The 25,750-nt window shown below is 70.2% G+C and carries 23 protein-coding genes; 10 read left to right on the top strand and 13 right to left on the bottom strand.

Going from position 1 to position 25,750, the window contains the following annotated elements:
- Nucleotides 1-4 precede the first annotated feature (4 nt).
- The 5 genes from ACRAS8_RS18785 to ACRAS8_RS18765 form a co-directional block, all read right to left on the bottom strand.
- Nucleotides 5-1,021: an HTTM domain-containing protein gene (locus ACRAS8_RS18785; protein WP_438487203.1), complete on the bottom strand. Its 1,017-nt coding sequence runs from the start codon at nucleotides 1,019-1,021 to the stop codon at nucleotides 5-7.
- Nucleotides 1,018-1,824, bottom strand: coding sequence for a DUF5819 family protein (locus ACRAS8_RS18780; protein ID WP_438487202.1), 807 nt, complete (start codon nucleotides 1,822-1,824; stop codon nucleotides 1,018-1,020). Before ACRAS8_RS18780 ends, ACRAS8_RS18785 begins: the two co-directional genes overlap by 4 nt.
- Before the next feature lie 15 nt (nucleotides 1,825-1,839).
- On the bottom strand, nucleotides 1,840-2,196 hold the full coding sequence (locus tag ACRAS8_RS18775; protein WP_438487201.1) for a hypothetical protein: 357 nt from the start codon (nucleotides 2,194-2,196) through the stop codon (nucleotides 1,840-1,842).
- Between the two features lie 180 nt (nucleotides 2,197-2,376).
- Nucleotides 2,377-2,838, bottom strand: a complete 462-nt coding sequence (locus ACRAS8_RS18770) for an Lrp/AsnC family transcriptional regulator (RefSeq protein WP_438487200.1) — start codon at nucleotides 2,836-2,838, stop codon at nucleotides 2,377-2,379.
- A 10-nt stretch (nucleotides 2,839-2,848) separates the two neighbouring features.
- Nucleotides 2,849-4,279, bottom strand: a complete 1,431-nt coding sequence (locus ACRAS8_RS18765) for an amino acid permease (protein WP_438490529.1) — start codon at nucleotides 4,277-4,279, stop codon at nucleotides 2,849-2,851.
- Nucleotides 4,280-5,812: 1,533 nt separating this feature from the next.
- Here ACRAS8_RS18765 and ACRAS8_RS18760 point away from each other — a divergent pair.
- From ACRAS8_RS18760 to ACRAS8_RS18745, 4 genes are all read left to right on the top strand, one after another.
- Complete coding sequence (locus tag ACRAS8_RS18760) at nucleotides 5,813-6,142, top strand: PadR family transcriptional regulator (RefSeq protein ID WP_438484759.1); 330 nt, start codon at nucleotides 5,813-5,815, stop codon at nucleotides 6,140-6,142.
- A 2-nt stretch (nucleotides 6,143-6,144) separates the two neighbouring features.
- Nucleotides 6,145-6,504 carry a DUF1048 domain-containing protein gene (locus tag ACRAS8_RS18755; RefSeq protein ID WP_438487199.1) on the top strand — a complete coding sequence of 120 codons (360 nt, stop codon included), beginning with the start codon at nucleotides 6,145-6,147 and terminating at the stop codon, nucleotides 6,502-6,504.
- A gap of 552 nt (nucleotides 6,505-7,056) precedes the next feature.
- Complete coding sequence (locus tag ACRAS8_RS18750) at nucleotides 7,057-8,295, top strand: serine hydrolase domain-containing protein (protein ID WP_438487198.1); 1,239 nt, start codon at nucleotides 7,057-7,059, stop codon at nucleotides 8,293-8,295.
- A gap of 287 nt (nucleotides 8,296-8,582) precedes the next feature.
- Complete coding sequence (locus ACRAS8_RS18745) at nucleotides 8,583-9,404, top strand: alpha/beta fold hydrolase (RefSeq protein ID WP_438487197.1); 822 nt, start codon at nucleotides 8,583-8,585, stop codon at nucleotides 9,402-9,404.
- 300 nt (nucleotides 9,405-9,704) lie between these two features.
- Here ACRAS8_RS18745 and ACRAS8_RS18740 read toward each other — a convergent pair whose 3' ends face one another.
- The gene (locus ACRAS8_RS18740; RefSeq protein ID WP_438487196.1) at nucleotides 9,705-10,229 is read right to left on the bottom strand and encodes a MarR family winged helix-turn-helix transcriptional regulator; all 525 of its coding nucleotides are present in this window, start codon (nucleotides 10,227-10,229) and stop codon (nucleotides 9,705-9,707) included.
- Nucleotides 10,230-10,337: 108 nt separating this feature from the next.
- Between ACRAS8_RS18740 and ACRAS8_RS18735 the strand changes: the two genes are divergently transcribed.
- The 3 genes from ACRAS8_RS18735 to ACRAS8_RS18725 are packed head-to-tail and all read left to right on the top strand — an operon-like array spanning nucleotide 10,338 to nucleotide 13,067.
- The gene (locus tag ACRAS8_RS18735; protein ID WP_438487195.1) at nucleotides 10,338-11,180 is read left to right on the top strand and encodes an NAD(P)H-binding protein; all 843 of its coding nucleotides are present in this window, start codon (nucleotides 10,338-10,340) and stop codon (nucleotides 11,178-11,180) included.
- A 51-nt stretch (nucleotides 11,181-11,231) separates the two neighbouring features.
- Complete coding sequence (locus tag ACRAS8_RS18730) at nucleotides 11,232-12,635, top strand: DHA2 family efflux MFS transporter permease subunit (protein ID WP_438487194.1); 1,404 nt, start codon at nucleotides 11,232-11,234, stop codon at nucleotides 12,633-12,635.
- An 18-nt stretch (nucleotides 12,636-12,653) separates the two neighbouring features.
- Nucleotides 12,654-13,067: a MarR family winged helix-turn-helix transcriptional regulator gene (locus ACRAS8_RS18725; RefSeq protein WP_438487193.1), complete on the top strand. Its 414-nt coding sequence runs from the start codon at nucleotides 12,654-12,656 to the stop codon at nucleotides 13,065-13,067.
- A 97-nt stretch (nucleotides 13,068-13,164) separates the two neighbouring features.
- Here ACRAS8_RS18725 and ACRAS8_RS18720 read toward each other — a convergent pair whose 3' ends face one another.
- From ACRAS8_RS18720 to ACRAS8_RS18705, 4 genes are all read right to left on the bottom strand, one after another.
- Nucleotides 13,165-14,337 (bottom strand): M20 metallopeptidase family protein, encoded by a 1,173-nt coding sequence (locus tag ACRAS8_RS18720; RefSeq protein ID WP_438487192.1) that lies wholly within the window; start codon nucleotides 14,335-14,337, stop codon nucleotides 13,165-13,167.
- 333 nt (nucleotides 14,338-14,670) lie between these two features.
- Nucleotides 14,671-17,838 (bottom strand): BTAD domain-containing putative transcriptional regulator, encoded by a 3,168-nt coding sequence (locus ACRAS8_RS18715; protein WP_438490528.1) that lies wholly within the window; start codon nucleotides 17,836-17,838, stop codon nucleotides 14,671-14,673.
- A 95-nt stretch (nucleotides 17,839-17,933) separates the two neighbouring features.
- Entirely contained in the window at nucleotides 17,934-18,365 is a 432-nt protein-coding gene (locus tag ACRAS8_RS18710; protein WP_438487191.1) for an RNHCP domain-containing protein, read from the bottom strand.
- Nucleotides 18,366-18,390: 25 nt separating this feature from the next.
- Nucleotides 18,391-18,723, bottom strand: coding sequence for an RNHCP domain-containing protein (locus ACRAS8_RS18705; protein ID WP_438490527.1), 333 nt, complete (start codon nucleotides 18,721-18,723; stop codon nucleotides 18,391-18,393).
- Nucleotides 18,724-19,239: 516 nt separating this feature from the next.
- Here ACRAS8_RS18705 and ACRAS8_RS18700 point away from each other — a divergent pair.
- Nucleotides 19,240-20,310 carry an HpcH/HpaI aldolase/citrate lyase family protein gene (locus ACRAS8_RS18700; protein WP_438487190.1) on the top strand — a complete coding sequence of 357 codons (1,071 nt, stop codon included), beginning with the start codon at nucleotides 19,240-19,242 and terminating at the stop codon, nucleotides 20,308-20,310.
- A gap of 4 nt (nucleotides 20,311-20,314) precedes the next feature.
- Nucleotides 20,315-21,208, top strand: a complete 894-nt coding sequence (locus ACRAS8_RS18695) for an HpcH/HpaI aldolase/citrate lyase family protein (protein WP_438487189.1) — start codon at nucleotides 20,315-20,317, stop codon at nucleotides 21,206-21,208.
- Between the two features lie 46 nt (nucleotides 21,209-21,254).
- Here the strand turns inward: ACRAS8_RS18695 and ACRAS8_RS18690 are convergent, their stop codons facing one another.
- Together ACRAS8_RS18690 and ACRAS8_RS18685 are read right to left on the bottom strand one after the other, a co-directional pair.
- Nucleotides 21,255-22,358 (bottom strand): CapA family protein, encoded by a 1,104-nt coding sequence (locus tag ACRAS8_RS18690; protein WP_438487188.1) that lies wholly within the window; start codon nucleotides 22,356-22,358, stop codon nucleotides 21,255-21,257.
- 28 nt (nucleotides 22,359-22,386) lie between these two features.
- Nucleotides 22,387-23,487, bottom strand: a complete 1,101-nt coding sequence (locus ACRAS8_RS18685) for a helix-turn-helix domain-containing protein (RefSeq protein WP_438487187.1) — start codon at nucleotides 23,485-23,487, stop codon at nucleotides 22,387-22,389.
- 52 nt (nucleotides 23,488-23,539) lie between these two features.
- Between ACRAS8_RS18685 and ACRAS8_RS18680 the strand changes: the two genes are divergently transcribed.
- On the top strand, nucleotides 23,540-23,941 hold the full coding sequence (locus tag ACRAS8_RS18680) for a cupin domain-containing protein (protein ID WP_438487186.1): 402 nt from the start codon (nucleotides 23,540-23,542) through the stop codon (nucleotides 23,939-23,941).
- A 78-nt stretch (nucleotides 23,942-24,019) separates the two neighbouring features.
- Here the strand turns inward: ACRAS8_RS18680 and ACRAS8_RS18675 are convergent, their stop codons facing one another.
- Nucleotides 24,020-25,558: an alpha/beta hydrolase gene (locus ACRAS8_RS18675; RefSeq protein WP_438487185.1), complete on the bottom strand. Its 1,539-nt coding sequence runs from the start codon at nucleotides 25,556-25,558 to the stop codon at nucleotides 24,020-24,022.
- Nucleotides 25,559-25,750: the final 192 nt, after the last annotated feature.

Genomic DNA, 25,750 nt, shown 5'->3' with positions numbered 1-25,750 from the left:
TACCTCAGACGACGTTAATCGCTGGTTCGAGGCGGCCGCGCTTACCGACTACCTTTTGCACCTTTGCGGCAAGACGGCGGTAGTGCCCATCTCCCATGATGAGCAATTCCAGTGCAATCATGGTCAAGGAGAATGTAATGAGCCCGCTCATGAAAATGGCTATTCCCAGGTGCAGGAGAATCCCACAGGTGACAGCGAAGGGCCGCAAGGAACGCTTCAGCAGGAGGAACGAGAACGCGAGCTGGAAAAACACGGTCGCGTATGTCATTGCCACCACCAGGGTGGCGTGCTCGTAGATGAGGTGATTGACGCCCGGCCATCCGAACTCGCCCACGCGAAGGACGTAATAGAGGGCGGTCCCGTTCTGCCAGCGTTCGCCCTGAACCTTGTACATTCCCGAAACGAGGTAGATCGTGCAGACCTGAAGAATGACGGCCAGCAAGCCGGCGTGGTGCAGGAGCGATGCGATCCGGTACCTCATGGATCCGGCATCAGGCTTCACTTGCTTCCGGCGGCGCAGCCGGGCATCCAGCGAGATGCGGGAACCGGAATCGATGAATACGAAGAAGACAAGGGCGATGACGGTTGCGTTGTCACCACCGTCCAGAAGCAGAGGATTTCTTTGCTGAAGGGACCAAAGGAAGATGTAGTGCAGGACCGTCATCGCCCGGGTCTTCCAGCCCAGCATGAACAGCAGGGCGATCACTGCACCGGCATGGAACGCCAACTGGAACCATGTCTCGGATCTGCTGAGCGAGTACACGGAGAACCCGCCGTTGTGCGATCCGGTGAAGTTCTCCCAGGGCCAGACACCTTCAGGCCCCCAGAGAAAGCTTCGGTGCAAATAGTCCCGCAGATAGTAGTAGAGCCCGATAGCCCCCAACACAATTCTCGTGAGGGCCGCTCCGACCAGTGCCTGCCGTCTGCCGCTGAATCTCTCAAGCAGGTCGTAAGCCATCGTCTTCATGCTGGACAATACGGCATTGTCCCCGGCACCGGTTCGGATTTCTGTTTCCGTCATCGTTCAACCTTAACCGGCTTCATCCACGCCAGATCATAGTAAGAAACCTTGCCCTTGGCGTCTCGCGCGTAGCGTTGCGAGAACCTGGGGAATTCGTTGGTTACGATCCGGACCTGCACGTATTCGACATCCGGCCCCCAGAGCTTGCTTGCTTGAGTGCTGGCGAACGACTGGGCGAATCGGATGGCCTCGTCTCGGGAATCTTTTTCACCCTCGCTGAGGGGAGGATCCTCCTTCTCCTTCTTGCCTGTTTTCACCCCTTTGCCCGGACTATCGGCCACCTGGTTCTTATTTCTCAACTTTTCGAGTTCAGGATCGCGCCAGGATTCGAGTAGCTGCGGCAGGCCGGTAGCAACACGGATCTCCCTGGAAGGCCAGAACCGCTCGCCATAAAGTTGCTGCAGGGCCGGTGACGTCACGTCGGTCCACTGTGTGGTGACTGTCGATCCGTCCGGCTGACGCTTTTTAGCCCGCACGAGCACGCCCCTGTCCTTAGCTATGGGGTCAGGCGCAAACAGATGCCAATCCTGGACGAAGTACGGAAAGATGTACGAAGTAATTTCTTCGCCGTACTTCTCCTTGACCGGGTTGAACGGCATTTCATAAAGAGCCGTCATGCCGAAATGAAAGGACAATGCAAGGGGGACGGCAGCGCCAACTGCCAAGAGAGTACGCCTCCTGGTTCTGTTCCATTGCGCGAGCGGCGCACTTTCAGGACTCGAATCTTCCACCGTTCCAGATGCCTTCCGGGCGAGGCTGTGCGGCGGGCCCGACGTACGTGCCCGCCGCACAGGAATGATCAAGCGGTCTTTCTATCGTCAGTCGAATGCGCGAGACATTGCGGAAGCACTGACTTCCGAGCGGACAGGAATTCCGCCCCTCATGAAGTAGCCCTTCGGCTTCGCCGGGTGATTCATCGCATACTTCGCGGCTTCGTAGGCCGCGTTTCCGACGACCCCCTGGGCAACGCCCCTGGCGAAGCCGGCCCAGCCGCAACGCGGTTCCATACGGCCGTCACCGCCGACAACGTTCTCCGGCTTGGTGGCCGCCTCCTGGAAGGCAACTGCAGCGGTTTCGCCCTTGCTGGGAGATTCCGCAGATGCACTGGTCGCCGTAACGGCCGTGGCGCAAACGGCCACCGCTGCTCCCGCGATAACGAGCTTGATCCTCTTCATTTTGTTCCCCTCTTGAATTATGCACTCATAGCCGGAGTTGAGATTTCAAATCCGTGACCATAAGCGCCGCTCACGACTTTACAAGAGGGAGCGATTTTGGCAAGTGTCAGAAATCACAAAATGATTGGAGTTCGCGACAGGGGTTCGTTAAATTAATGCGCTGCACGGGTTCGTTGCGCATTAATTCGCGGGCGAGCAGGCGTCAATTCTCCGAATGAGCGGTGACTGAACGAGAGAGGATTTCGTGCGTTCAACTAAAGGTTCATCTTCGATGCGCTTCAGTATCTGCTCGAAGTGTCTGGTTCCTGACGCGGAGACGTGCACCAGGGCGTCGGCGTACCCCGTGACGGTGGATGCAGATACCACTTCGGGGTAGTTCGACAATCCACGTCGGATCATCTCGGGTGTCGTATTGCGGTGGCAGTAGAGCTCGATGATTCCCTCGGTCTGCCGACTGGCCGAGTCTGGATTGATCCGGACTGTAAAGCCCAGGATCGCGCCTTCCTCGCACAGCTTGTCCACACGGCGTTTGACGGCTGAGGCAGAACGGCCTACCTCAACACCGATATCCGCATAGGAACGGCGAGCGTCTCCGGACAAAGCCCGCACTATGCTCTCGTCAATGTCGTTCTTCTTACGCACGATGGGTGGATTACTCTTCCGCTGTCGCCAGCCTGGAGCGACGTCTGCCGTACCCGAAATAGAAGGCGAGTCCCGCCGCCATCCAAATCCCGAAGACCTCCCACGTCACGGCGTCAAGGTCGAACATCCTCCACACGCACAGGATGAAGCCGACAGCCGGGACAAGGGGGAACAGGGGGGCGCGAAAAGTACGCGGCATGTCAGGGCGGGCCCGCCGCAGAACGATCACGGCGACGTTGACGAGAGCGAAGGCGAACAGGGTGCCGATGCTCGTAGCCTCGGCGAGCTGCCCCAGAGGCACCGCGGCGGCGAGGAAGCCACAGAAGAGCGACACGATCACCGTATTCGCGCGCAGAGCGCCCGTGCGAGGGTGGACTCGTGCGAACACCCTAGGGATCAATCCGTCCCTCGACATCGCGAAAAGAATTCGCGTCTGTCCGTACAAAACGGTCAGTACCACGCTGGCGATGGCTACGACGGCGCCGGCTGCCAGCAGCACGGCCCAGAAGCTCTGGCCGGTGACACTTTTCATGATCTCGGCAAGTGCGGCTTCCGAACCCTTGAAGCCTTGCCAGGGCGTGGCACCTACGGCGGCCGCGGCCACGAGGCAGTACAGCAACGTGACGATCGCGAGGGAGAGCATGATGGCGCGCGGAAGGTCCCGTTGCGCGTTGCGCGCTTCCTCGCCTGCCGTGGAAGCAGCGTCGAAGCCGACGTACGAGAAGAAGAGTGTCGTGCTTGCAGCGCTGACGCCGGCCACACCAAGCGGCATGAACGGCGCATAGTTGCCGGCCCGGATACCCAGGAATGCCACAGCACAGAAGAGCGCCAGCGTCGCGATCTTCACGACAACCATGATGGCGTTCGCGCGGGCGCTTTCCCTTGCTCCGCCTAGCAGGAAGACCATTGCGAGCAGTACAACGAGCAAGGCCGTGAGGTTGAAGTAGCCGCCCTCACCTGGCGGTGAGGCCAGTGCGGCAGGGATCGTCACCCCGAGGGTTCCGTCCAAGAGCTCGTTCAGGTACTGGCCCCAGCCCACAGCTACGGCTGCGACTGACACCCCGTATTCAAGGATCAGACACCACCCGCAGATCCAGGCGGCGAGTTCTCCAAGCGTGACGTACGTGTACGAATACGAAGACCCGGACACCGGCACAGCGCCGGCCAGCTCCGCGTATGAGAACGCCGAGAACAGGGCCGTCAGCCCCGCGATGACGAAGGAAATGACAACCGCGGGGCCCGCCTTGGGTACGGCTTGCCCCAGCACGACGAAAATTCCGGTGCCCAGCGTCGCACCGACGCTGAGCATCGTGAGCTGCCACACGCCCAACGAGCGGTGCAGCGAACCCCCTTGCCCCTGGCCGCCTTCCGAGATGAGCTGTTCGACTTGTTTGCGCCGAAAGAGCGCAAAGCTTCTTGACGTAGTGGCCAGAGTGGTCAGCTCTGAACCTGGTTCTGACACGGAAGTGCCCCCGTTTAACGCCGTGACCAGCAAAGATCAACGGCGCTGAGTCTAGGACCGCCCGAGGTTTGGCGTAATACACCTTCGTTGCAAAAGCGTGGCTGATCGTTGCGCGTCTTGGCGCTCGAAGTGGACTTAGTGCAGTTTTCAACATGATTTATATGTGCATTCAGGCACAATCCGGGACATGCATGCGCGTCGAACTCGGAGGCCCTCATGCCTATGCGGCGGTTTTCTTGCACCCATTCGGAATGTTGAAGTCCGGATGACTCTGCAATGGGTGGCCGAAAATCTCTCTTGTGGTCTTGACTCGGGGCGTGATGACGTCCACCCGTTCGGCCCGGGGCGAAGCCCGTCAGAGACAGGCGCGTGGCCTGGCCAGGATCTTGTTGGCAAGGGAAACTTGTGAAGATTAAAAATTTTGTTGCGGCTGCAGGCTTGGTCACAGCGGGCGTTGCATGCGCCATCTCCGCTCAGGGCAGCGCGCAGGCGGTGTCGGCCCAGTCGATGTCAGCTGTGACGGGGCCCAGCGGGACCCAGGCGGACTGGAGGCCCCCAGCCGGATATGTTCTTGAACGTACACTTATGGGCGACGATGCCTCCTGCCGAAAGGAAGGCGATCGAGGAGCACGTGGAGGAAAGTGGCGACACTATGCCTGCCACGGGAAGATGGTGAAGATCGCCGATGTTTGGGCGCTTTACCAGGACCTGTACGTTAAGAAATGAGAAATCCCCGGGGCTGCAAGCAGACACTGTTGCGGCCCCGGGGTCGGCTTAGTCGTCGAGATACAGAAGCCGCAGTCGACGTTGCCTGTGCCGCATCGGACGGACTCGGCTGTGTGGCTGCCGCGGCAGTTCCGGCGATCGCCGGAGCTGTTGTCGGTTACTGCGGTGCATGGGCCGGCCACCGCAGGAGGGATCCGCGGCGCGAGAGCTGGGCGCGCGGGAAGGACCTTGTATCTGCTTGTATCCGGACGCAGTGGGGCGGCGTTCGTGCGGCTCCGCTTCCAAGCCGTGGGCTCGGTGGCCGTGCCTCTGAAGCGCACCTCGCCGAGGTCCTGTGCGGCGATCCATGCCATGGCCCAAAGCGGGCGGCTGGGCACCCCGTACTTCGGCCCCGGCAGGAGCATCCCTTCGCGCAAGCAATCCGGATCCCGTCGGCAGCAGTGCCTGTGGCACGCAGCGCTCCAGCGTCTGCGGAAATGGTCCGGCCCGGGACGCATCGGCCGCCGTGCCACTGTCGTGCCAGATGGACCGGTAGACAACGGTCACCAAGGAGCAGAGATCCAATCGGGCACCTCCACACCAGCTGCGGCGCCTTCGCAGGCAGAACAGCAACGGACGTCTGCGGCCCGCCCATCCCGCCGGTACTGCTGCTGAGTTGAGCGCGTGCGGTGCTGGCTTGCGGCGCCGGCTCACGGCTCCGCTATTCGGTCTTGCCGAGTACCGGTAGTCAGTGTTACGTTCTACCAGTACTCAACGACACCGAATAGCTCGGGAAGGAGGTGTTCCATGGCCAAGCTGCTGACGGAGATGCTCAAGGGCACGCTGGAGGGCGTCATTCTCGCGTCCCTGTCCGGCCGGCCCGCCTACGGCTACGAGATCACGGCACGGCTGCGGGAGCAGGGTTTCTCCGACATCGCCGAAGGGACCGTCTACGCGCTGCTCATCAGGATGGAGAAGCGGGGTCTCGTCGACGTGGAGAAGGTCCCCTCCGAGAAGGGGCCGCCCCGCAAGGTGCACTCCCTCAACGCTCAAGGGCGGGAGTACCTCGAAGAGTTCTGGAGGACCTGGAGCTTCCTCACGGAACGACTGGAACAGCTCCGCGAAGGGGGAAAGTGACCATGTCCGAGGTCGAAAAGAGCGGCATCATCGCGAAGGTGATCGGGCCCAAGAAGCGCTGGCGGGCGTACAAGGCGCGCGTCAAGGAGCTTCCCGAGAACCACCGCACGGCGGTCGAAGCGATCGAGCGGTACCTGATGCACTTCGTACCGGCCGACAGCGACAGCGCCGAGTCGATGTTCGAAGACCTCGCGGACCTGTTTGAACGGGCCGCGGCGGACGGAACGTCGATCCGCGAGATCGTCGGCGAGGACCCGACGGAGTTCGTCAAGACATTCGCCCAGAACTATTCGGAGGGCGGTTACGTCCCCGCCCGCACGCGGAAGCAGCTGACCGACGCCATCGAGCGCGCCGCCGGCTGAGGCACCGGAAAAGCAGGCAAGACGGCCTGAAAACGGCCCAGCGCATCGCGCCCGGCATCGGGCAGCACTGTCATCGGCTTTCTGCGCTACGCGGCCATGGAGTCATGCCCGGCCATGGCTTCGTACACGGCAAGGAGCAGCATCTCGACGGCAGTTCGGGCGGCGCCACGGCTCTCGGCGCCTTTCGATGTGCACGACTCCGGGAGGCAGTGCGACGCCGGACGGCAGTTGTTGCCGTCCCGGCGTCTGCGGCCTGCGACGAGCTGAGACAAAAGAGCGCTGGCTACAGAGCGCCGGCTACGGGGAATGGACGTGCGTACGGTCGCGCCGTAGCCGACTTCCCCACCATCGGCTCGGGGGGGGCCTCCCGAAGGCACGCCTGACGAGCGTGTATGTCATGAACACTTCATCCATGCGCGGCCTGAGGGCTGCGAACTGAGCACACCGAGCGAGCCCGGGCACCGGCCACACACAGCCCATGAGCGCCACGCCGGGACGGGTTTCGCAAGTTCGAACACTGTGTGTATCCAACACTCTTATGCAGGGGGATTGATGAGGGGAACAGGCAAGAGCGGCTTCTCCGAAGCAGGGCTGCGCAGGCTGCGCGAGGTACTGGCGCGGTATGTCGACTCCGGGAAGATCCCCGGGCTGGTCGCCCTGGTCAGCCGGGGCGAGCAGACGCACGTCGAGGCGATCGGGACGATGCGCCATGACGGTGGCGCGCCGATGCGCCGGGACACGATCTTCCGGATGGCCTCGACGACCAAGCCGGTCGCGGTCGCGGCGGCGATGGTCCTGCTGGACGAGTGCCGGCTGCGGCTGGACGACCCGGTAGACCCGTGGCTGCCGGAACTGGCCGACCGGCAGGTGCTCAAGCGGCCCGACGGCCCGCTGGACGACACCGAGCCGGCGCGACGCCCGATCACCGTACGGGACCTGCTCACCTCCACGTTCGGGCTCGGACTGGATATGACGGCGATGGGCTCCCCGATGATGGGCGCGCTCTTCGAGCGCAGGGTCTACGGCGAGAACGGATGGCTGCTGCCGGCGGTCGAGCCGGACGAGTGGATGCGCCGCCTGGGCACACTGCCGCTGATGTACCAGCCCGGCCAGCGGTGGCAGTACAACATCAGCAACGACGTGCTGGGCGTGCTGGTGGCCAGGGTCACCGGCCAGTCCTTCGAGTCGTTCCTGCGCGAGCGCCTCTTCGCCCCGCTGGGCATGAAGGACACCGGCTTCCACGTGCCCGCCGACAAGATCGACCGGCTGCCGCCCCTGTACGCCCCCGACCCGCAGACCGGACAGTTCACCGTGGAGGACCCGGCCGAAGGGGGACACCACAGCAAGCCCCCGGCCTTCGCCTCGGGCGGTGGCGGACTGGACTCCACCGCCGACGACTACCACGCCTACTTCCGGATGCTGCTCAACGGCGGCATGCACGCAGGCGAGCGGATCCTGTCCCGGGCCGCTGTTGAGCTGATGACCACCAACAGCCTCCCCGCCGAGCAACTGGCCGCCCGGGAAACCCTGGCCCGCAACGCCGTCCACCTGGCCTACGGCCAAGGCCAGCACGGCGGCTGGGGCTTCGGGATGGCGGTGCGCACCTACCGAGGTGACTACGCGCCCGTCGGCCAGTTCGGCTGGGACGGCGGATCCGGCACCACCACCTACGCCGACCCGCACAACCAGCTCGTCGGCATCCTGCTCACCCAGGTCGGGATGTCCACCCCGGACTCGGCGCGGGCCATCCACGACTTCTGGACCACGCTCTACCAGGCAATCGACGACTGACCCGCCTGCCTGCCTGGTCGAGGCCGGCCCGATAGCAGACCCCGACCAGGCTCCGGCCGGCCTTCGACGCCGCCACGTTCCGCGATCAGCCGCATGACCGGCTCAAGGCAAGCGCTCACGCCGTCTTCGAGGGGCTCGGCGCCGCGGGGCGCCGGGCCCCTCACAACAGCGAGGGACGGGAGCGGCCCCCTCCGGGGGAATGACCGCGACCAGGCCCAGGCCCGCGCACCACGTGCGGCACCGAAGAGACGTCGCGTACGACACCTCACGCAACCAAGGAGGAACACATGACGAAGAACGGTACGTCCTCGACCACTTCACCGTGGACCGGCATGCTGCCAGTGGACGATTCGGCCCTGGCTGTCACCGACACCGGCGGTCCCGGCATCCCTGTGCTCTACCTCAACGGCCACTTCGCCACGCAGGGGTACTGGCGGAGGGTCATCGCCGAACTGGGGCCGGGGTGGCGGCACATCACCTACGACATGCGGGCCCGCGGCAAGTCGAAGCGTTCGGCAGACCCCAATTCGTTCGAGACGCACCTGCGGGATGTCGATGCCGTTCTCGCGGCCAGGAGTGTGGACCGGGCGCTGGTGGTGGGCTGGTCCTACGGAGCGTTCCTCGCGGCGCACTGGGCCAGCCGGAATCCCGGCCGTACCGTGGGCGCGGTCCTGGTCGAGGGCGCGCAACCGGACGACTGGCTGGACGAGGCCATGGAGCAGCGGATCCGGAAGCTGTTCCGGCGGCTGAGCCCGCTCATGGTGCTGCTGCGCCCGACGGGCCTGACCCCGCGGATGACCGCCGAGCAGATGGCGAACAGCAACATCGAGGGCGGCGTACTCGCCCGCAACCTGGACCCCGTGCTGGACAACATCACCGTCCCGACCCGGTACGTGATCGCCTCGGGGAAGTCCTTCGGAAGCAAGGATGGCGAGCACGAACGGCACCGCGCCACCCTCCCCGCGGTGGCCGCCCGCAACCCGAACATCACCATCCACCCGAAGGTCGCCAGCACCCACGGTACGATCCTGAAGAAGGACTTCCGCGCCGTCGCCGCGGCCGTACGCAAGGTCGCCGCCCCCGGCCGCGCGAAGGTCCCGAAGCCCTGACCAGCGCACCGGCTGACCGGCGCGCCACGACGCCTCGGCTCCGGCCATGGCTGGTGCGGATCGGCCGAGTTGCTTCGCAGGTCCAGCCCCCCCCAGCACACCGCTGTCCGAAAGCGTCCGAAAGCGGGCCCCTGCTCGACGCCGATGACGACAGGGGCGCGTGGCCTACGGCAACCTGCGTCGAGCGGGGCGGGAGCCGGTGCTGATGCGGAGACATCCAACGACGCTTGGTGCCGCACCCCCCTTCTCCATCGCCGCCCGTCCCAGAAGCAGTTGAGCGAGGACAGGCGCCGGGGCGGCTCAGCGCGGAGCGTCCTTACCCGGGCGCCGGTGGCGGAGGGCGTCCTGGGAGTCGACGTACTTGAGCATGAGGCGAGCGAACTCCAGGCGCTCCCGCTCGGGCCAGTCAGCGGTGATGCACTCGAAGGCCGAGCGCTGATGGCGGACGAAGCGGGCCATCAGCTCACGGCCCTCGGGGCTGAGCTGGAGGACGGTGCGGCGGCCGTCCTGCTGGGAGGCCGCGCGGACCAGATAGCCGGCCGCGATGCAGTCGGAGACCATGCGACTGGCCACCGACGGATCCACGCCCAGGTGCCGGGCGACAGCGCCGACGGTGATCTCGCCGGCACCGGACTGCCCGCCCGCCTCACCCTCCGTGGCGTCCTGCTCGGCTTCCAGGACGATTCTGAGAACCAGCGTGCGGCTCAGGTCCTTGTGGGAAATCGGCTCCTCGACCTCCAGGAGCGAGGAGCGCCGCAGCTTTCCGAAAGCCGGACCCACGGCGTCCAGCAGTTCCTCCGCGGTCTTCGGCTCGCGCTTCGTCATGCCCTCATCGTACAGACATGAATGACTCCACGAAGGCATGTGTTGACTAGCAAACGTGTGCATGATTGCATGCATATGCCTTTGAGCAATGGACGAACGGAGCATTCCATGACCACCCTCATCACCGGCGCCCGCGGAAGGATCGGCCAGGCGATCGTCAGCCGCCTGCAATCGGCCGGTCTCACCGTCCGCGCCGCCAGCGCCAACCCCGCCGAACTGACCGTCCCGGACGGCGTCGACGTCGCCGAGCTCGCCCTCGACCGGCCCGAGACCTTCGACTCCGCACTCCGCGGCGTCCGCCGGGTCTTCCTCTACCCCGAGCCGGCCGGCATCCGCGAGCTGGTCAAGGCCGCCGAGGCCGCCGGCGTCGAGCACGTCGTCCTGCTCTCGTCCTCCTCGGTCCTGGGCCCGGATGCCGAGCACGATCCGCTCGCCGGCCACAGCCTCCAGGTCGAGCGCGCCCTCGCCGGCTCCGACCTCGCCTGCACGTTCCTGCGCCCGGACGCCTTCGCCAGCAACTCCCTCGGCTGGGCCCACTTCATCGGCCGGTCGATGCCGATCCCCCTCGCCTACCCGGACGCGCACCTCGCGCCCATCCACCCCGAGGACATCGCCGACATCGCCGTCGAGGCGCTGACCGGCACCTCCCTCACCAGCCGCTCGGTCACCCTGACCGGCCCCGACTCGCTCACCTTCCGCGAACAACTCGCCGTCCTCGCAGACACCCTCGGCCGCCGGATCCCGGTCGAGCACATCACCCGCGCCGAGGCCGAGCAGCAGATGGGCCGCCACCTGCCCGCGCCGATGGTCACCTCGCTGCTCGACCTGTGGGAGGCCGCCAACCACGGTCCGGCCGCCATCGCCGACACCACCCAGACCCTCCTCGGCCGCCCCGCCCGCACCTTCCGGCAGTGGGCCCGCGAGAACGCCGCCGCCTTCACCCGGCACTGATCCGGGCGGGCCCACACCACACAGGCCCGTCCCCTCCTCCTAAGGGATTCCATGTCCACGGCCTTGAACCAGGCCCCCGCCACCCCACAGACCAGGACCGACCGCCGCCGCTGGGCCGTCCTCGCCGTCGTCCTCTTCGCCGCCGTCCTCGACCTCCTCGATTCCACGATCACCAACATCGCCGCCCCGACCATCGCCACCGACCTGCACGGCGGGGACGCCCTCGTCCAGTGGCTGGGCGCCGGTTACGCCCTGGCCATGGGCGTCCTGCTGGTGGTCGGCGGCAGGCTCGGCGACAAGTTCGGCCGCCGCCGCCTGTTCCTGACCGGCCTCACCGGCTTCACGCTCGCGTCCGTCGCCTGCGGCCTGGCCACCGGACCCGCCTCCGTCATCGGGTTCCGCCTGCTCCAAGGAGCCTTCGGCGCCCTCGTGATCCCACAGGGCTTCGGCATCCTCGGCGCGGTCTTCCCCCCGAACGAGATCGGCAAGGCGTTCGGCGTCTTCGCCCCCTGCCTCGGCCTCTCCGCGATCAGCGGCCCGGTCCTCGCCGGGTTCCTCATCGACAGCTTCGGCTGGCGCTCCATGTTCCTGATCAACATCGCACTCGGCGGCCTCACGATCGCCCTGGCCGCCCGACTGCTGCCCCGCGACGCCGGAGACCGGACGGTCACCGTCGATGTTCCGGGCTCCGGTCTGCTCGCCGCCACGATGTTCGGCCTGCTCTACGGCCTGATCGACGGCTCCGGCCACGGCTGGACGCCCGTCCCGATCCTCTCCCTCACCGCCGGCGCTCTGCTCTTCGCGCTGTTCTGCCTGCGTCAGCGAAGCGCCGCCGGCCCACTCATCGAGCCCTCGCTGCTCAAGAACCGTGGCTTCACCTCCGGCCTGATCCTCGGCCTCGTCTTCAACGCGGCCGTCGCCGGTCTGCTCCTCGTTCTCTCCCTCTTCCTCCAGGACGGGCTGCACCGCACCCCGACCCAGACTTCGCTCGGCCTCGCCCCGGTCGCCGCCGGCATCATCCTCGCCTCGATCGCCGCGCACCGTCTGATGGCCCGCCTCGGCCGCACGCTCATCCTCATCGGCCTGCTGCTCACGCTGACCGGCACGCTGTCGCTGCTCGTCCTGGTCCACGCCACCAGCCCGACGGCGTGGACGCTCCTCGCCCCGGTCTTCGTCACCGGCCTTGGTCTCGGCTCCTGCTTCGGCACCGTCTACGAGGTCACCCTCGGCGACATCGGCCCCAGGGAATCGGGCAGCGCCAGCGGTGCACTCTCCGCCGTCGCACAACTCGCCAACAGCATCGGCGCCGCGGCCATCACCACCGTCTACTTCCACACCGCCGGCGCCCCCGCATCCGCAGCCGTCCACAGCCTCGCCACGGTCGCCGTCGGCATCCTCGCCTGCTGCGCCCTCGTGCGGCTACTGCCGCGCAGGGCCCGGCCCCGGCATCACTGACCCGCTCCGGAGCACGACATGAAGCCCATCGGTTACTGGCTCAGCCGCACCGACAAGGCCCTCACCTGCCACATGAACGCGATGCTGACCGAGTTCGGCCTCACCCGGACCTCCTGGCAGGTCCTCAACGTCATCGAGAAGGATCCGCAGACCACCGACACCGAAGTGCTGACCGTCCTTGCCGCCAACGCGGACCTCGTCACCCTGACCACCGCCATCGGGACAGTCATGGCCGACGGCTGGATCGCCCGCCCGGAGCCGGGCCGCCTCGCCCTGACCGACGACGGCCGCGCCCGCCTCACCGACGTCGCCGAGCGCGTACACGCCTTCCGCGACCTGTCGGCGACCGGCATCACCCACGAGGAATACCGGATCGCCGTCACCGTCCTGGAACGGATGACCCACAACCTGGAGAACGGAGCAGAACCATGAGTTCGCCCAAGCCTCAGCCCTCGTAACCAACTTCCCGCCAGCACGGGCAGAAGGTGAGTTCACCGAGTTCACCGGTGGTCCGGGGGGGTTCGGTGGATCAGCACGTGACGTTGGCCGTTGGCGCTGTGCCCGTATGCGTCCGCTCCGCGATCCACCCTGCCATGGCCCGGACGGCGAGGCTGATGGCCCGCTCGTCCGGATCGAAGTCGGGGTAGTGCGGGTAGCCGGTGGTGATGGGCGCGCCGGGGGAACGGACGCCGAGGAAGGTGAACGTGCCGGGGACGCGGTCCAGGTAGAGGGCGAAGTCTTCGCCGCTGAAGGGCGGGAAGGCGGCATGGAGCTCGGTGACCGCTTCTCGGCCGAGGGTGCGCCGCAGGTGGCGGGCGAGTGTGCGGGCGTCGCGTTCCGGGCAGACCATGGCCGGGAACGGCTCGGCGGGGAAGCTGACCTGGGCTCCCGCGTACGACGTGGCCAGGCGGCGGATGTCCGCGCGGACCTCCGGGTACCGTTCCTGCGGCCAGCAGCGGTAGGACACGGTCACTTTGCCGGCCTCCGGCGCCTGTGCCCGGACGACCACGAACCGGGCCAGTGGCCCGTCGGGTGTCTGGGCGTCGGCGACCAACCGCTCGATGTCCGCTGGTGTCCGTGGCAGCGGCACCGTGGAGAGTGCGCCGATCTCGGCGGCCAGTCGTCGCGCAGCGTCGGGCGCGTCCGGCCGGGGCAGAACGACCTCCGCCTTGTCCAGACCAGGCAGCCCGTAGCCCGGGGTGAGCGCGAACTGGCCGACGGGAAACGGCCCGCAGTGCAGCGCGTGAATCTCTTCCACGCCGGTGCGCTCCAGCACGCCCGTTTCGAGCACTGCGCGGGCCCCGCTCAGGGTCTCCTCGGCAGGCTGAAAGAGGAACACCACCGTTCCGTCCAACTGCCTCCGCATACGCGCCAGGACCCGTGCGATGCCGAGCGCCACGGTGGTATGGACATCGTGCCCGCACAGATGGGCCGCCGCCGGACCGCCGCCGACGATGTCCTTGGGCGGCACCGCGTCCATATCCGCCCGGTACGCAACGGTCCGGCCCGGACGCGAGCCCCGCAGGACACCGACGACACCGTGGCCACCCACCCCGGTGGTGACGGCCAGCCCGGCTGCCCGCAGCTCCCGGGCCACCGCACCGGCCGTGCGCCGCTCCTGCCCCGGCGCCTCGGGATGCCGGTGGATGTCGCGCCGCAGCCTGATCAACCTCCACTTCAGGCGCGCCACCTCGGCGTCCACCGCCCCTTGCTCCACCGGCTGTCGCCACCCGCCGGCGACGGCCTCCCCCGCAGTTCCCCACACGATTCCCGCACCGGCTGCCGCCGCGCCGGCCAGCAACGTACGACGTGCGAGAGCACGCTCGATGGGACGCCCCACTGTTCCCCCTCCACCAGACGAACGGAAGACCCGGAGGCACCATGGTTGCCGCACGCCGCCGCCGCGCCCATCCGGCCGACCACCACTTCAAGGTGGGGATAACCACAACAGGGCACGCCAATGGCCCGGCTCAGGGTGCAAATCCCGGGCCGGGCTTCTTTGTTGCGAGGCGAGGGTTGCCGGGGCCGGTGTTGTTCAGGGGGTGAGTGTGGTCTCGGCGAGGCGGGGCCAGTCGGTTCGGGTGGTCTGTCGGGAGAGGTCGGTGAAGCGCGTGTTGCCGAGGTGGTGCCGCGTGGTGTGCTCGATCCGGGCGGCGTCGGGGTGGGAGCGGTCCCAGAGGCCGCGCACCCGCGCGCTCGTCGCGAGCAGCCGGACGGCCTGCTCGTGCTCGTCGCGGCGCAGGGCCAGGTCCGCGATCCCGACGAGCACCTGCGCGATCAGCGGCGCGTGGCCGGCCTCGGCCGCCGCCGCGCAGGCCGCCGCGCGGTGCGCCCGGGACTCGTCGAGGTCGTCGGTGAGGTAGCCGAGCAGGTCGTGGGTGGCCGCGCGGACGTTCGCCCGTTCCGCCTCGTCGCCCAACGCGGCCGTGGCGCCGGCGAGTTGGCGGCGCGCCTCCTCGGTGTCGCCATCCCAGCGGGCGAGTTCCGCCTTCACGAGGGCCAGCTCGGCCAGCGCGTTCGGCCAGGTGACCCGCTCCGCGCACCGCTGCGCCTCGGCGACGGCGGCCGCGGCGGCGTCCTCGTCGCCCAGCAGCCGGTGCAGGCGCGCCTGCCGCGCCCGCATCCCGATGAGGTCCTCGGTGGCGCCGATCTCGGTGACGGCCGCGACCGCCCGCTCGTAGTGCGCGCACGCGGCGGCGAACTCGCCGCGCACGGCGAGCCGGTCCGCCAGTTCGGTGAGCGCGAACGAGATGCCGAACCGTTCGCCGAGCGCCCGGAACTCGGCGAGCGCCGCCTCCAGGTACGCGTCGGCCTCCCGCCCCTCCCGGCCGAGCACGATCCGCATCTTGCCCAGGTGCAGCCGGGCGAGTGCGCGCGCCCAGGGGTCCTCGTCGTCCAGCAGCGGCTCGAAGGCGGACAGGAACGCGTCCGGCGATCGGAGCATGCGTTCCAGCGGGGCGACGAACCCCAGCAGCGGGTGGCGCCGGCGGCTGCGCAGGCTGAGTTCGTACGCCCGGTGGATCCACTCCGCGGCGCTGTGTTCGTCGCCCCATCCGGAGTTCAGGAACAGCACGACCAGGGCGTACACCGTGGCCCGGACGTCGTCGGTGGTCTCGCCGGGCGTCCTGGTGGCGGCGGTGATCAGCTCCAGGCCCTCGGTCTTGCGGCCGCTGAGCCACCAGTACCAGCCGGCGCCCGCCGCCAGCCGCATCGCCGCCGGTGCCTCGCCGGCCGCGAGGGCGCCGCGCATCGCCGCGCCGATGTTGTCGTGCTCGGCCTCCAGCGTGGCCAGCCGGCGCAGTTGGCCGGCGCGGCGCAGGTGCGGCTCCGCGGTCTCGGCGAGTTCGGTGAAGTACGCGAGATGCGCGTGGCGCGCCGACTCCGCCTCCCCCGCTTCGGCGAGCCGGTGTGCGGCGTACTCCCGGATCGTGCCGATCATGCGGTAGCGCGGGGCGGCGCCGCCCTCGGCGCGCAGCAGCGACTTCTCGGTCAGTGAAGTGAGCAGTTCGAGCGTCTGCTGCGGCTCGACCGCGTCGCCGGCGCAGACGCGTTCGGCCGCTTCCAGGCTCGCCCCGCCGGCGAACACCGAGAGCCTGCGCAGGACCGTCCGCTCGGCGCCGGTGAGCAGCTCCCAGCTCCAGTCGACCGCCGCGCGCAGCGTCCGGTGCCGCGGCAGCGCGGTCCGGCTGCCGCCGGTCAGCAGGCGGAACCGGTCGTCGAGCCGGCCCGCGAGCTGGTCGACGGACAGGGTGCGCAGCCGGGCCGCGGCCAGTTCGATCGCCAGCGGCATCCCGTCCAGCGCCCGGCAGACGCGCACCATCGTCGCCAGCGTGCGGGCGTCGGCCGGCAGATCCCGGCGCACCGCCGCGGCCCGGTCCCGCAGCAGCCGGACGGCGGGGGCGGACGCGCTCTCGTCCGGGCCGGCGCCGCCCTCCGGCAGGGCCAGCGGCTCGACCGGCCACAGCGCCTCACCGGTGATCCCGAGCGGTTCCCGGCTCGTCGCCAGGATCCGCAGCCGCCGGCACTCGCCGAGCACCCGGTGGGCGAAGAGCGCCGCGGACTCGATCACGTGCTCGCAGTTGTCCAGGATCAGCAGCGCCTCCCGCTCGCGGACCGCGGCGACGAGCCGGGCCGTCGGCTCCGCGTTCGGCGCCCCGCCGAGCAGGGCGTCCCGGAGGCCGAGGGCGGTCAGCGCCGCCCGCGCGACGTCGCCCACGTCGCCGTCCGCGCCGAGGGAGGCCAGCTCCACCAGCCAGGCGCCGTCCGGCAGTTCGCCGAGCAGCGTGCGCGCGGTCTCGGTGGCCAGCCTGGTCTTGCCCGAGCCGCCCGGCCCGGTCACGGTGGTGAGCCGGTGACCGGCCAGCAGCGCGCGGACCTCGGCGAGATCGGCGTCCCGGCCGACGAAGGTGGTCAGCTCGGCCCGCAGATTGGTCCGGCGGCCCGCTTCCCCCCGTCCCGGCTCGCCGCGCCCCAACTCGCCGCGCAACAGCGCGAGGTGCAGCGCGGCCAGCTCCGGCGAGGGGTCGGCGCCCAGCGCGTCGGCCAGGGCCTCGCGTGCGCGCTGGTACACCAGCAGCGCCTCGCTGTCGCGGCCGGCCGCGGCCAGGGCGCGCATCAGCGCGGCGACGAGCCGTTCCCGCACCGGGTGGGCGGCCACCAGGTCGGTCAGCTCCGCGACCCGCTCCGCACCGCGCCCGAGGGCGATCTCCGCGTCGGCCCACTCCTCCGTGGCGGACAGGCGCAGCGCCTCCAGCCGGACGACCGCGGCGTCGAGCGCGGCGCTGTCCCGCGGGCCGGCGTCCTGCATGGCCGCGCCCCGCCACAGGTCGAGGGCCTCGCGCAGCAGCCGCGCCCGCCGGGCGGTGTCGTCGGTACGGGCCCGGCCCGCGACGACGAGGCGCTCGAACCGCACGGCGTCGACGGCGTCGGCCGGCAGCGTCAGGCGGTAGCCGTCCGGCCGCCCCTCGACCACCCCGGCCGGCAGCGCCTTCCGCAGCCGGGACACCAGGCGCTGGAGGGCGTTCGACGCCTCGGCGGGCGGGTGCTCCCCCCAGATCCAGTCGACGAGCGCCGCCTTCGGGACCACGTGCCCCGGCCTGAGCGCGAGCGCGATCAGCAGCCCGCGCAACCGCGCGCCGGGCACCTCGGCCAGGCCGCCGTCGTCCGTGCGCACCTCTAGTGGCCCCAGCATCCCGATCTGCACGCACCGATTCACGCGCTGATTTTGGCACGGGCGTTCGGCGGCGCAGGAGGGGAGTTGAGGCCCCGGGGCCGTGGCCGGCACGGCCCCGGGGGTGGTTACAGGGCGAGCAGGGCGCGGGCTGTGAGGGCGGTGTCGCGGAGGGGTTTGAGGGCCAGGTGGACCAGGGCCAGGGGGTTGTCGTCGCCGGCGATGCGGTTGGCGCTGAGGCGGGCGCAGGACAGGCACTGGTGGATGAGCAGCCATTCGCCGTCCGGCCGGACGGACAGGCCCACCGCCTCCATGCGGCCGCGGCAGTCCGCGGCGCGGTCGCCGGGGGTCCGGTCGTCCAGGTGGAGGCTGGTCAGGCAGTTCGGGCAGTGGTTGCGGTGGGCGGTGCCCGGGGCGGCCACCGGCACGTCGAGCCGGCAGCCCGCGCAGCGGAAGGCGTCGGCGCGGTGGCCGTCCGGGTGCCGTTCGTGGCGGACGGACGTGTGGCGCTGGGGGCGGCGCGGGCGGGCGCGGCCGGGTGCGTGAGTGCGTCGTGGCATGGTGCGGTCCCTCCTTCCGGGCGGGTCAGAGGGTGCCGAACGCCTCTAGCGGGAACGGCGGTTGGGCGAGTGGCCGGACCGCCATCCGCAGGAGGACGAGCTGGTTGTCGTCGGTGCAGACGGGGCTGGAGGTCAGCTCGTCGCAGCGCACGCAGCGGTGGACGACCCGCCAGTCGCCGGTGCGCAGCACGGCGATGGCGATCGGGGACATCCGGCCGTGGCACGTGCTGGGGCCGCCCTCGACGTGGTCGAGGACGTGCCGGGAGTGCAGGCACGCGGGGCAGTGGTTGCGCCGGGCGCCGTCGGCGGCGTACGCGGAGACGGTCAGACCGCACCAGGCGCAGGCGAAGGTGTCGATCTTGAGGGTGGGGTGCCTGTCGGGGGTGGCGTTCCGGTCGGCGTTCGCGGGGTTGGTCGGGTGGGACACCCGGAGCTCCTTGCTGGGAAGTGGGTCATGACAGCAAGAGCAGGCCGAGCGGCCTCGATGAGGAGGGGGCACCGGCGACGGACGTCCGGCAGCGGCCGCGGGAAGGGCGGCGGAAGAGGCGGACGGTTACGCGGTACGACGAGGCGCACTCGGCGCGGGCCGGAACATAGACACCCATTTCCAGGGCCGGAGCCCAGAGGAGGACGGATCGCGGAGCGCTCGCCCGCGACCCTCAGCCAACCGGCGCGGCCCCTTGGGTGTCAACGGATTTATCGCGGGGCGGCTGATGCGGGCGGGGCCGCGGGTGCTCGGCGCGGCCCGTTGGGCTCTTCGCGGTCCGTGATCAACGGCACACGTACTGCGCGGTAACAAGCGGGGGGTCGCGGGCCTAGAGTGTGCGCCGTTGGCCGGCTCCGGGCCGGGTGATCGGTGCGACTGGGAGGCAGCGTGCGCTCTCCGAAGGACTTTTTCCGTCCGTTGGCCGTCGGGGCTCCGGAACCGGTGCGGGAGGTGCCGTTCCGACCGTCACGGATGATCCACTTCTTCGACCCGGGCAATCCGCGGATGGCGGCCAAGGTGCCGGACATCGCGCCGGACGTCGATGTGCTGCTGGGGAACCTGGAGGACGCGGTCGCCGCGGACCGCAAGGAGGCGGCGCGCAACGGGCTGGTCGAGATCGCCCGCGCGACCGACTTCGGCGAGACGCAGCTGTGGACCCGGATCAACAGTCTGGACTCGCCGTGGGCGCTGGACGACCTGCTGACGCTGGTCACCGGGATCGGCGACAGGCTGGACGTGATCATGGTGCCGAAGGTCGAGGGCGCCGAGGACATCCACTATGTCGACCGGCTGGTGGCGCAGTTGGAGGCGAAGGCCGGGGTGCGGCGGCCGATCCTGCTGCACGCGATCCTGGAGACGCCGCGCGGGGTCGCCAACGTGGAGGAGATCGCCGGGGCCAGCCCGCGGATGCAGGGGATGTCGCTGGGTCCGGCGGACCTGGCGGCGAGCCGGCGGATGAAGACGACGCGGGTGGGCGGCGGCCACCCCGGCTACCTCGTCCGGGAGGACCCCGTTCCGGGGGCGGCGGACGCACCGCGGGCGGTGTTCCAGCAGGATCTGTGGCACTACACGATCGCGCGGATGGTGGACGCCTGCGCGGCACACGGGATCCTGCCGTACTACGGGCCGTTCGGCGACATCAAGGACACCGTGGCGTGCGAGGACCAGTTCCGCAACGCGTTCCTGCTGGGCTGCGTGGGGGCGTGGAGCCTGCACCCGGTGCAGATCGGGATCGCGAAGAAGGTGTTCTCGCCGGCGCCGGCGGAGGTGGCCTGGGCGCGCCGGGTCATCGCGGAGATGGGCGACGGCACCGGTGCGGTGATGATCGACGGGAAGATGCAGGACGACGCCACGTTCAAGCAGTGCCGGGTGGTGGTGGAGCTGGCCGAGGCGCTGGTGGCCCGGGATCCCGCGCTGCGGGCGGCGTATGCGGAGGCGAGCGGCGAGGGAGCGGAGTAGGACGATGGGTGCGACGGGCGAAGGGCAGGGAAGCGTGCGGGCGCGGCGGTCGGTGCTGTACATGCCGGGCGCCAACGAGCGGGCGCTGCAGAAGGCGGCGTCGCTGCCGGCGGACGGGCTGATCCTGGATCTGGAGGACGCGGTCGCGCCGGACGCCAAGGAGGCGGCGCGGGAGCGGGTCGCGGCGGCGGTGGCCGGCGGCGCGTACGGCCGCCGGGAGGTGACGATCCGCGTCAACGGGCCGGGGACGCGGTGGTTCGCGGACGATCTGCGGGCGGCGGGGCAGGCCGGTCCGGACGCGGTGGTGGTGCCGAAGGTGGAGTCCGCGGAGACCGTGCGGGAGGTCGAGCGGCGGCTGGAGGCGGCCGGTGCCCCGGACCGCACGGCGATCTGGGCGATGGTGGAGACGCCGCGGGCGATGCTGGACGCCCGTGCGGTGGCGGGCGCGAGCGAGCGGCTGACGGTGCTGGTGATGGGCACCAACGACCTGGCGAAGGAACTGCACGCCGCGCATGTGCCGGGCCGGGCGCCGCTGCTGACCGGGCTGTCGCTGGCGCTGCTGGCGGCCCGGGAGGCGGGGAAGGCGATCCTGGACGGGGTGTTCAACGACGTCAAGGACCTCGCCGGGTTCGAGGCGGAGTGCGTCCAGGGCCGGCAGTTCGGGTTCGACGGCAAGACGCTGATCCATCCGTCGCAGATCGAGCCGTGCAACCGGGCGTTCGCGCCGGCCGAGGCGGAGGTGGCCCGGGCGCGGAAGATCATCGACGCGTTCGAGGCAGCGGGCCGGGAGGGCCGCGGGGTGGTCACCGTGGACGGCCGGATGATCGAGAACCTGCATGTGGAGGAGGCGCGGCGGGTGCTGACGCTGGCCGCGGCGGTGGCGGACGCCGGGGAGTAGGACGGGCCCCACGTGCCGTACGGGTGCGGCGGCGCCGCGGCGCCGGTCAGGCCGGGCGGAGGAGCAGCTCGGGGGCCGGTTCGGTGGTCAGGGTGCCGGGGGCGAAGCCGTCGGCGAGGCGGTCCAGCAGGGCGCCGAGCCAGCGGGCGTCCTCGGCCGAGGCGTGGCGCAGCCGCAGCCGGTGGCTCTGGAAGGGGACGATCCGCAGTTCCCGCAGACGGCCGGTGCCGGGCTCCAGGGCCGGGAGGTAGAGCGGGCGCAGATCGTCGCGGTAGCGCTCGTAGCCGGTGATGCCCTCGTAGTCGTCGATGAAGTCGCCGCACCCGTGGAGGATGAGCTTCCCCGCGTACAGCTCCACGGGGCGCGGGTGGTGCGAGGAGTGGCCGTGGACGAGGTCCGCGCCAGCGTCGATCAGGGCGTGCGCGCAGGCGGTCTGGGCGCGGGGGACGGCATAGCCCCAGTGCACCGAAACCATGGCCAGGTCGCCGGTCCGCTTCCGGGCACGCAGCTGGGCGCCCACCGCGGCGGCAGTGGCCGGTGAGGGGCCGTCCGCCCAGTGGACACCGCTGTGCCGGGCGGTCGCGGCCCAGGTGTGGGGGATGCCGCTGGACGGCATGCCGAGGGCGACGACGAGCAGGCGGCGGCCACCGGGCAGGTGGACGATCGCGGGGCGGCGGGCCGCCTCGGCGTTGTCGCCCGCACCCGCCGTGCGCAGGCCAGCGGCGGCCAGGCTCCGCAGGGTCTCCGCCAGCCCCTCGCGGCCGAAGTCCAGGACGTGGTTGTTGGCGAGGACGCAGACGTCGGGGCGGGCGGCGGCCAGGCAGGGAAGGTTCGCCGGGTGCATCCGGTAGTGGATCTCCCGGCCGGGGGCGAAGGTGCCGTGCCGGGTGACGGAGGTCTCCAGGTTGAGCACCCGGGCCGCGGGCGCGGCGGCATCGAGGGCGGCCAGGGCGTCGCCCCAGGGGTAGCGGAAAGCGACCGGGCGGTGCACCGGGCCGTTGACCGCCTCGGCCAGTCCGACGTAGATCCGGGCGTCCTGGACGTAGGGTTCGCGCAGCTCGGGGTCGCCGGGAAAGGGCAGGATCTGGTCGACTCCGCGGCCGAGCATCACATCGCCGCAGAGTGCGAGGGTGACGGATTCAGCGGTCATCGACGCGCACCGGCTTCCTTTTCCCAGGTTAGGGGCCGAGGGGTGAGGTGGCCGGGCGGGCGGCGGGCGGTGTTTCACGTGAAACACGCTGTTTCACGTGAAACGGCGCGCCGTCGCCGGCGCCCGGGCCGAAGCGGCGGCGGTAGGCGGACGGGGCCAGGCCGGTCTCGCGGTGCATCAGGGCGCGCAGATGGGCCGCCGTGCCCAGGCCGCTGCGGCGGGCAACCGTATCGAGGCGGGTCTCGCCGCGCTCGATCAACCGGCAGGCCAGCGCGATCCGTTCGCCGGTGAGCCAGGCCAGCGGGGTGGTGCCCAGTTCGGCGCGGAAGCGACGGTGGAGGGTGGCGGGGCTGACCGCGGCGCGGGCGGCCAGGTCGGCCACCGTGAGCGGGGCGTCCAGGCGTTCCTGGGCCCAGGCCAGGAGCGGGGCGAGTGAGGCGTCGGGGATGCGGGGCACCGGGCGTTCCACGAACTGCCGCTGGCCGCCGTCGCGGTGGGCGGCGAAGACCAGCCGGCGGCTGACCGCGTTGGCGATCTCCGCGCCGTGATCCCGGCGGACCACATGCAGCCCCAGGTCGAGCGCGGCCGCGCTGCCCGCCGCGGTGAGGATGTCGCCGTCGTCCACGAACAGCACATCGGGCTCCAGGCGGACGGCGGGGAAGCGGGCCCGGAAGGTGTCCGCCCACTGCCAGTGCGCGGTGGCCCGGCGGCCGTCGAGCACGCCGGCCTCGGCGAGGGTGAAGGCGCCGCTGCAGAAGCCGAGCAGCCGGGCGCCGCGGGCGTGGGCCCGGCGGACGGCGTCCAGCACGGCGGGCCGACGGGGCACCTCGACGTCGGGGCGGTTGGGGACGATCACGGTGTCCGCGGTGTCGGTCGCCTCCAGGCCGGCGACACCGGCGAGGGTGAAGAAGCCGTCGCGCATCACGGTCCGCGGCTCCGCCGAGCAGAGCGCGAAGTCGTAGAGCTCCCGGCCGATTTCGGGGCGGCGCAGGCCGAACACCTCGGTCGCACAGCCCAGTTCGAAGGGGTTGGAGTTCTGATCGACGATGACGACGACGCGATGCGGGCGATCGGGGCGGTCCGCTGCGCGGCCCGGTATCCGGTCCGGTTGCGAGGATCGTTGCGGCATATGCGATTTCTAGCACTCACGGCGGCCGGGCGGGGCGGGCCAGGATCAGGTCATGAGCACACACGCATCTCAGCCCCTGGAGCTCGGCGCCGCGCTGGCCTCCTTCGACGCCCTGTGGAGCCCCCGGATCGTCACCCGGGTCAACGACTACGACGTCCGGGTCGCCAAGGTCACCGGCGACCACCTGTGGCACGCCCATGACGACACCGACGAGTTCTTCCTGGTGCTGGAGGGGGAGTTGCTGATCTCGCTGCGCGAGGAGGCCGGGGAGCGCACCGTCCGGCTGCCCAAGGGCGCCGTGTTCACCGTCCCGCGGGGCACCGAGCACAAGCCGTCCGCCCCGTCCGGCGCCTCGCTGCTGCTCTTCGAGCCCACCGGGACGTCCACGGTCGGCGACCGGCACGAGGAGGTCCCCGACCACGTGGACGCCACCACGGGGCACGCGCTGGGGTGACCTGCAGGGCGGCCGCCCCGCCGGCCGGCTGACGTCGGACGGAGCCGGGCCGCCCGCCCTGGGCGGCCCGGCTTCCTGCTACTTCGGGCAGGACACGTCCCCCTGCGGCCACCGGCCGTCCCGCAGGTAACCGGTCACCGTCCGGTCCCCGCAGGCGTTCCCGTGCGCCAGGTACACCCCGTGCCCGCCGTGGTCGAGGGTCACCATGCGGGCCCGCTGACCGAGCGCCGTCCGCATGTGCCGCGCCCCGAAGTAGGGCGTCGACGGGTCCCGGAGGTTCTGGATCATCAGGACGTTGGCCGGCCAACGGTCGGTGATCCGGACCGGCTCGTCGACCGGCCGGTCCTTCCAGAACGCGCAGGGCGTGACGTTCGCCGGCATCCCGGCGGTGAGCGGGTGCCGCACCCGGTCGGCGGCCACCGCCCGCCGGTAGCGCGCCACGTCCCGCGGCCACGCCACGTCGTTGCAGATCGTCGCCACCATCACGGCCGCGTCCGGGTCGGGCAGCGGCCCGGCCAGGTCGTCCGGGAGCCGCGGCGTCGCGGCGGGGTCCCGGGCCGCCCTGATCAGTCCGGCCAGCCGGCCGAAGGCGGCCTCGTCGCCGTAGAGCGCGGACTGCATGGCCTGCCGCAGCCGGTTCCCGGTCAGCGGGGCCCCCGGCACGTTCGACGGCTTGGGCCTGCGGTCCAGCTCCGCGGCGAGCGCGAGCACCAACGGGCGGACCTCATCGGCCCGTTGGGCCAGCCGCAGGCCGTCCGCCACCCGCGCCGGGTCCGCCGCCCAGGCCGCGAAGTCGGGGAACCGGTCGTCCGCCCCCTGTGCCATGTTGGCCAGCCAGCCCCGCTCCACCCGCCGCGGATTCGGGTCGCCGGTGCTGTCCAGCACCCACCGGTCGGTCCGCTCCGGATACTTCTGCGCGTACACCGCCGCCACATACGTCCCGTACGACACACCCCAGGCGGACAGTTTCCGCTCGCCCAGCGCCTGGCGCAGCCGCTCGATGTCCCGCACCTCGTTCGCCGTGCTCATACTGCGCACCAGTGCGCCTCCGTTGCGGGCGCACGCCTCGGCGATCCGGCGGGACCGTGCGACGTTCTCCGCCGTCCCGCCGTCCGCCGCCGGCCAGGACCGCAGCGTCACCAGGTCCCGGTCGCCGGCGTCCAGCCCGCAGCCGGCCCTGGTGCTGCCGCCCACGCCGCGCGGATCGAAGCCGACCAGGTCGTAGGCGCCGGCCAGCTCCCGTTGCAGCGCCGCGCCCTTCTGTGCCAGCCGACTGATCCCGGAGCCGCCCGGACCGCCCGGGATCACCAGCAGCGTGCCCCGGCGGGCCGCCGGCCGGTCGCTGCGCAGCCGGCTCACCGCCAGCGTGATCTGCCGTCCCGCCGGGTCGCGGTAGTCCAGCGGCACCGGCAGCTCGGCGCACTCCTGCCCCGCCGGCCCACCGGGGCGCTCGCAGGGCCGCCATGCCGGCCGCGGGGCCTTGGCTGCGTCGTCCTTCCGGCCTCGGTCCGCCGCCCGGACGCCCGGTGCCGCGGCGCTCAGCGTCGCCGCGGCCATCAGCCCCGACAGCCCCAGCAGCAGCGCCCTCTGGGCCTTTCGTCCCCTGTAACTCGTCATGGGGAAAGGCTCGTTGGCCCGCTCGTGCCCGGCCATCCGGCGGGCCGCCCGGTCGTGGTGGGGTTCTCCCCCGCCCGCACCCGCGGCCGGCGGGACTCGCCGGGCTGTTGGGCCACCCGGCTGAATATGGCTCGCGAGCGTTTGGAATCCCTGCGGGTTGTCAGCGGAGGCGGTGGAAATCCGCAGGACGAT

It is taken from the genome of Streptomyces sp. S186 (assembly GCF_051603415.1).
Taxonomy (GTDB): domain Bacteria; phylum Actinomycetota; class Actinomycetes; order Streptomycetales; family Streptomycetaceae; genus Streptomyces.
The sequence above is the reverse complement of the archived record's forward strand: the minus strand, read 5'-3'. Positions and strand labels throughout refer to the sequence as shown.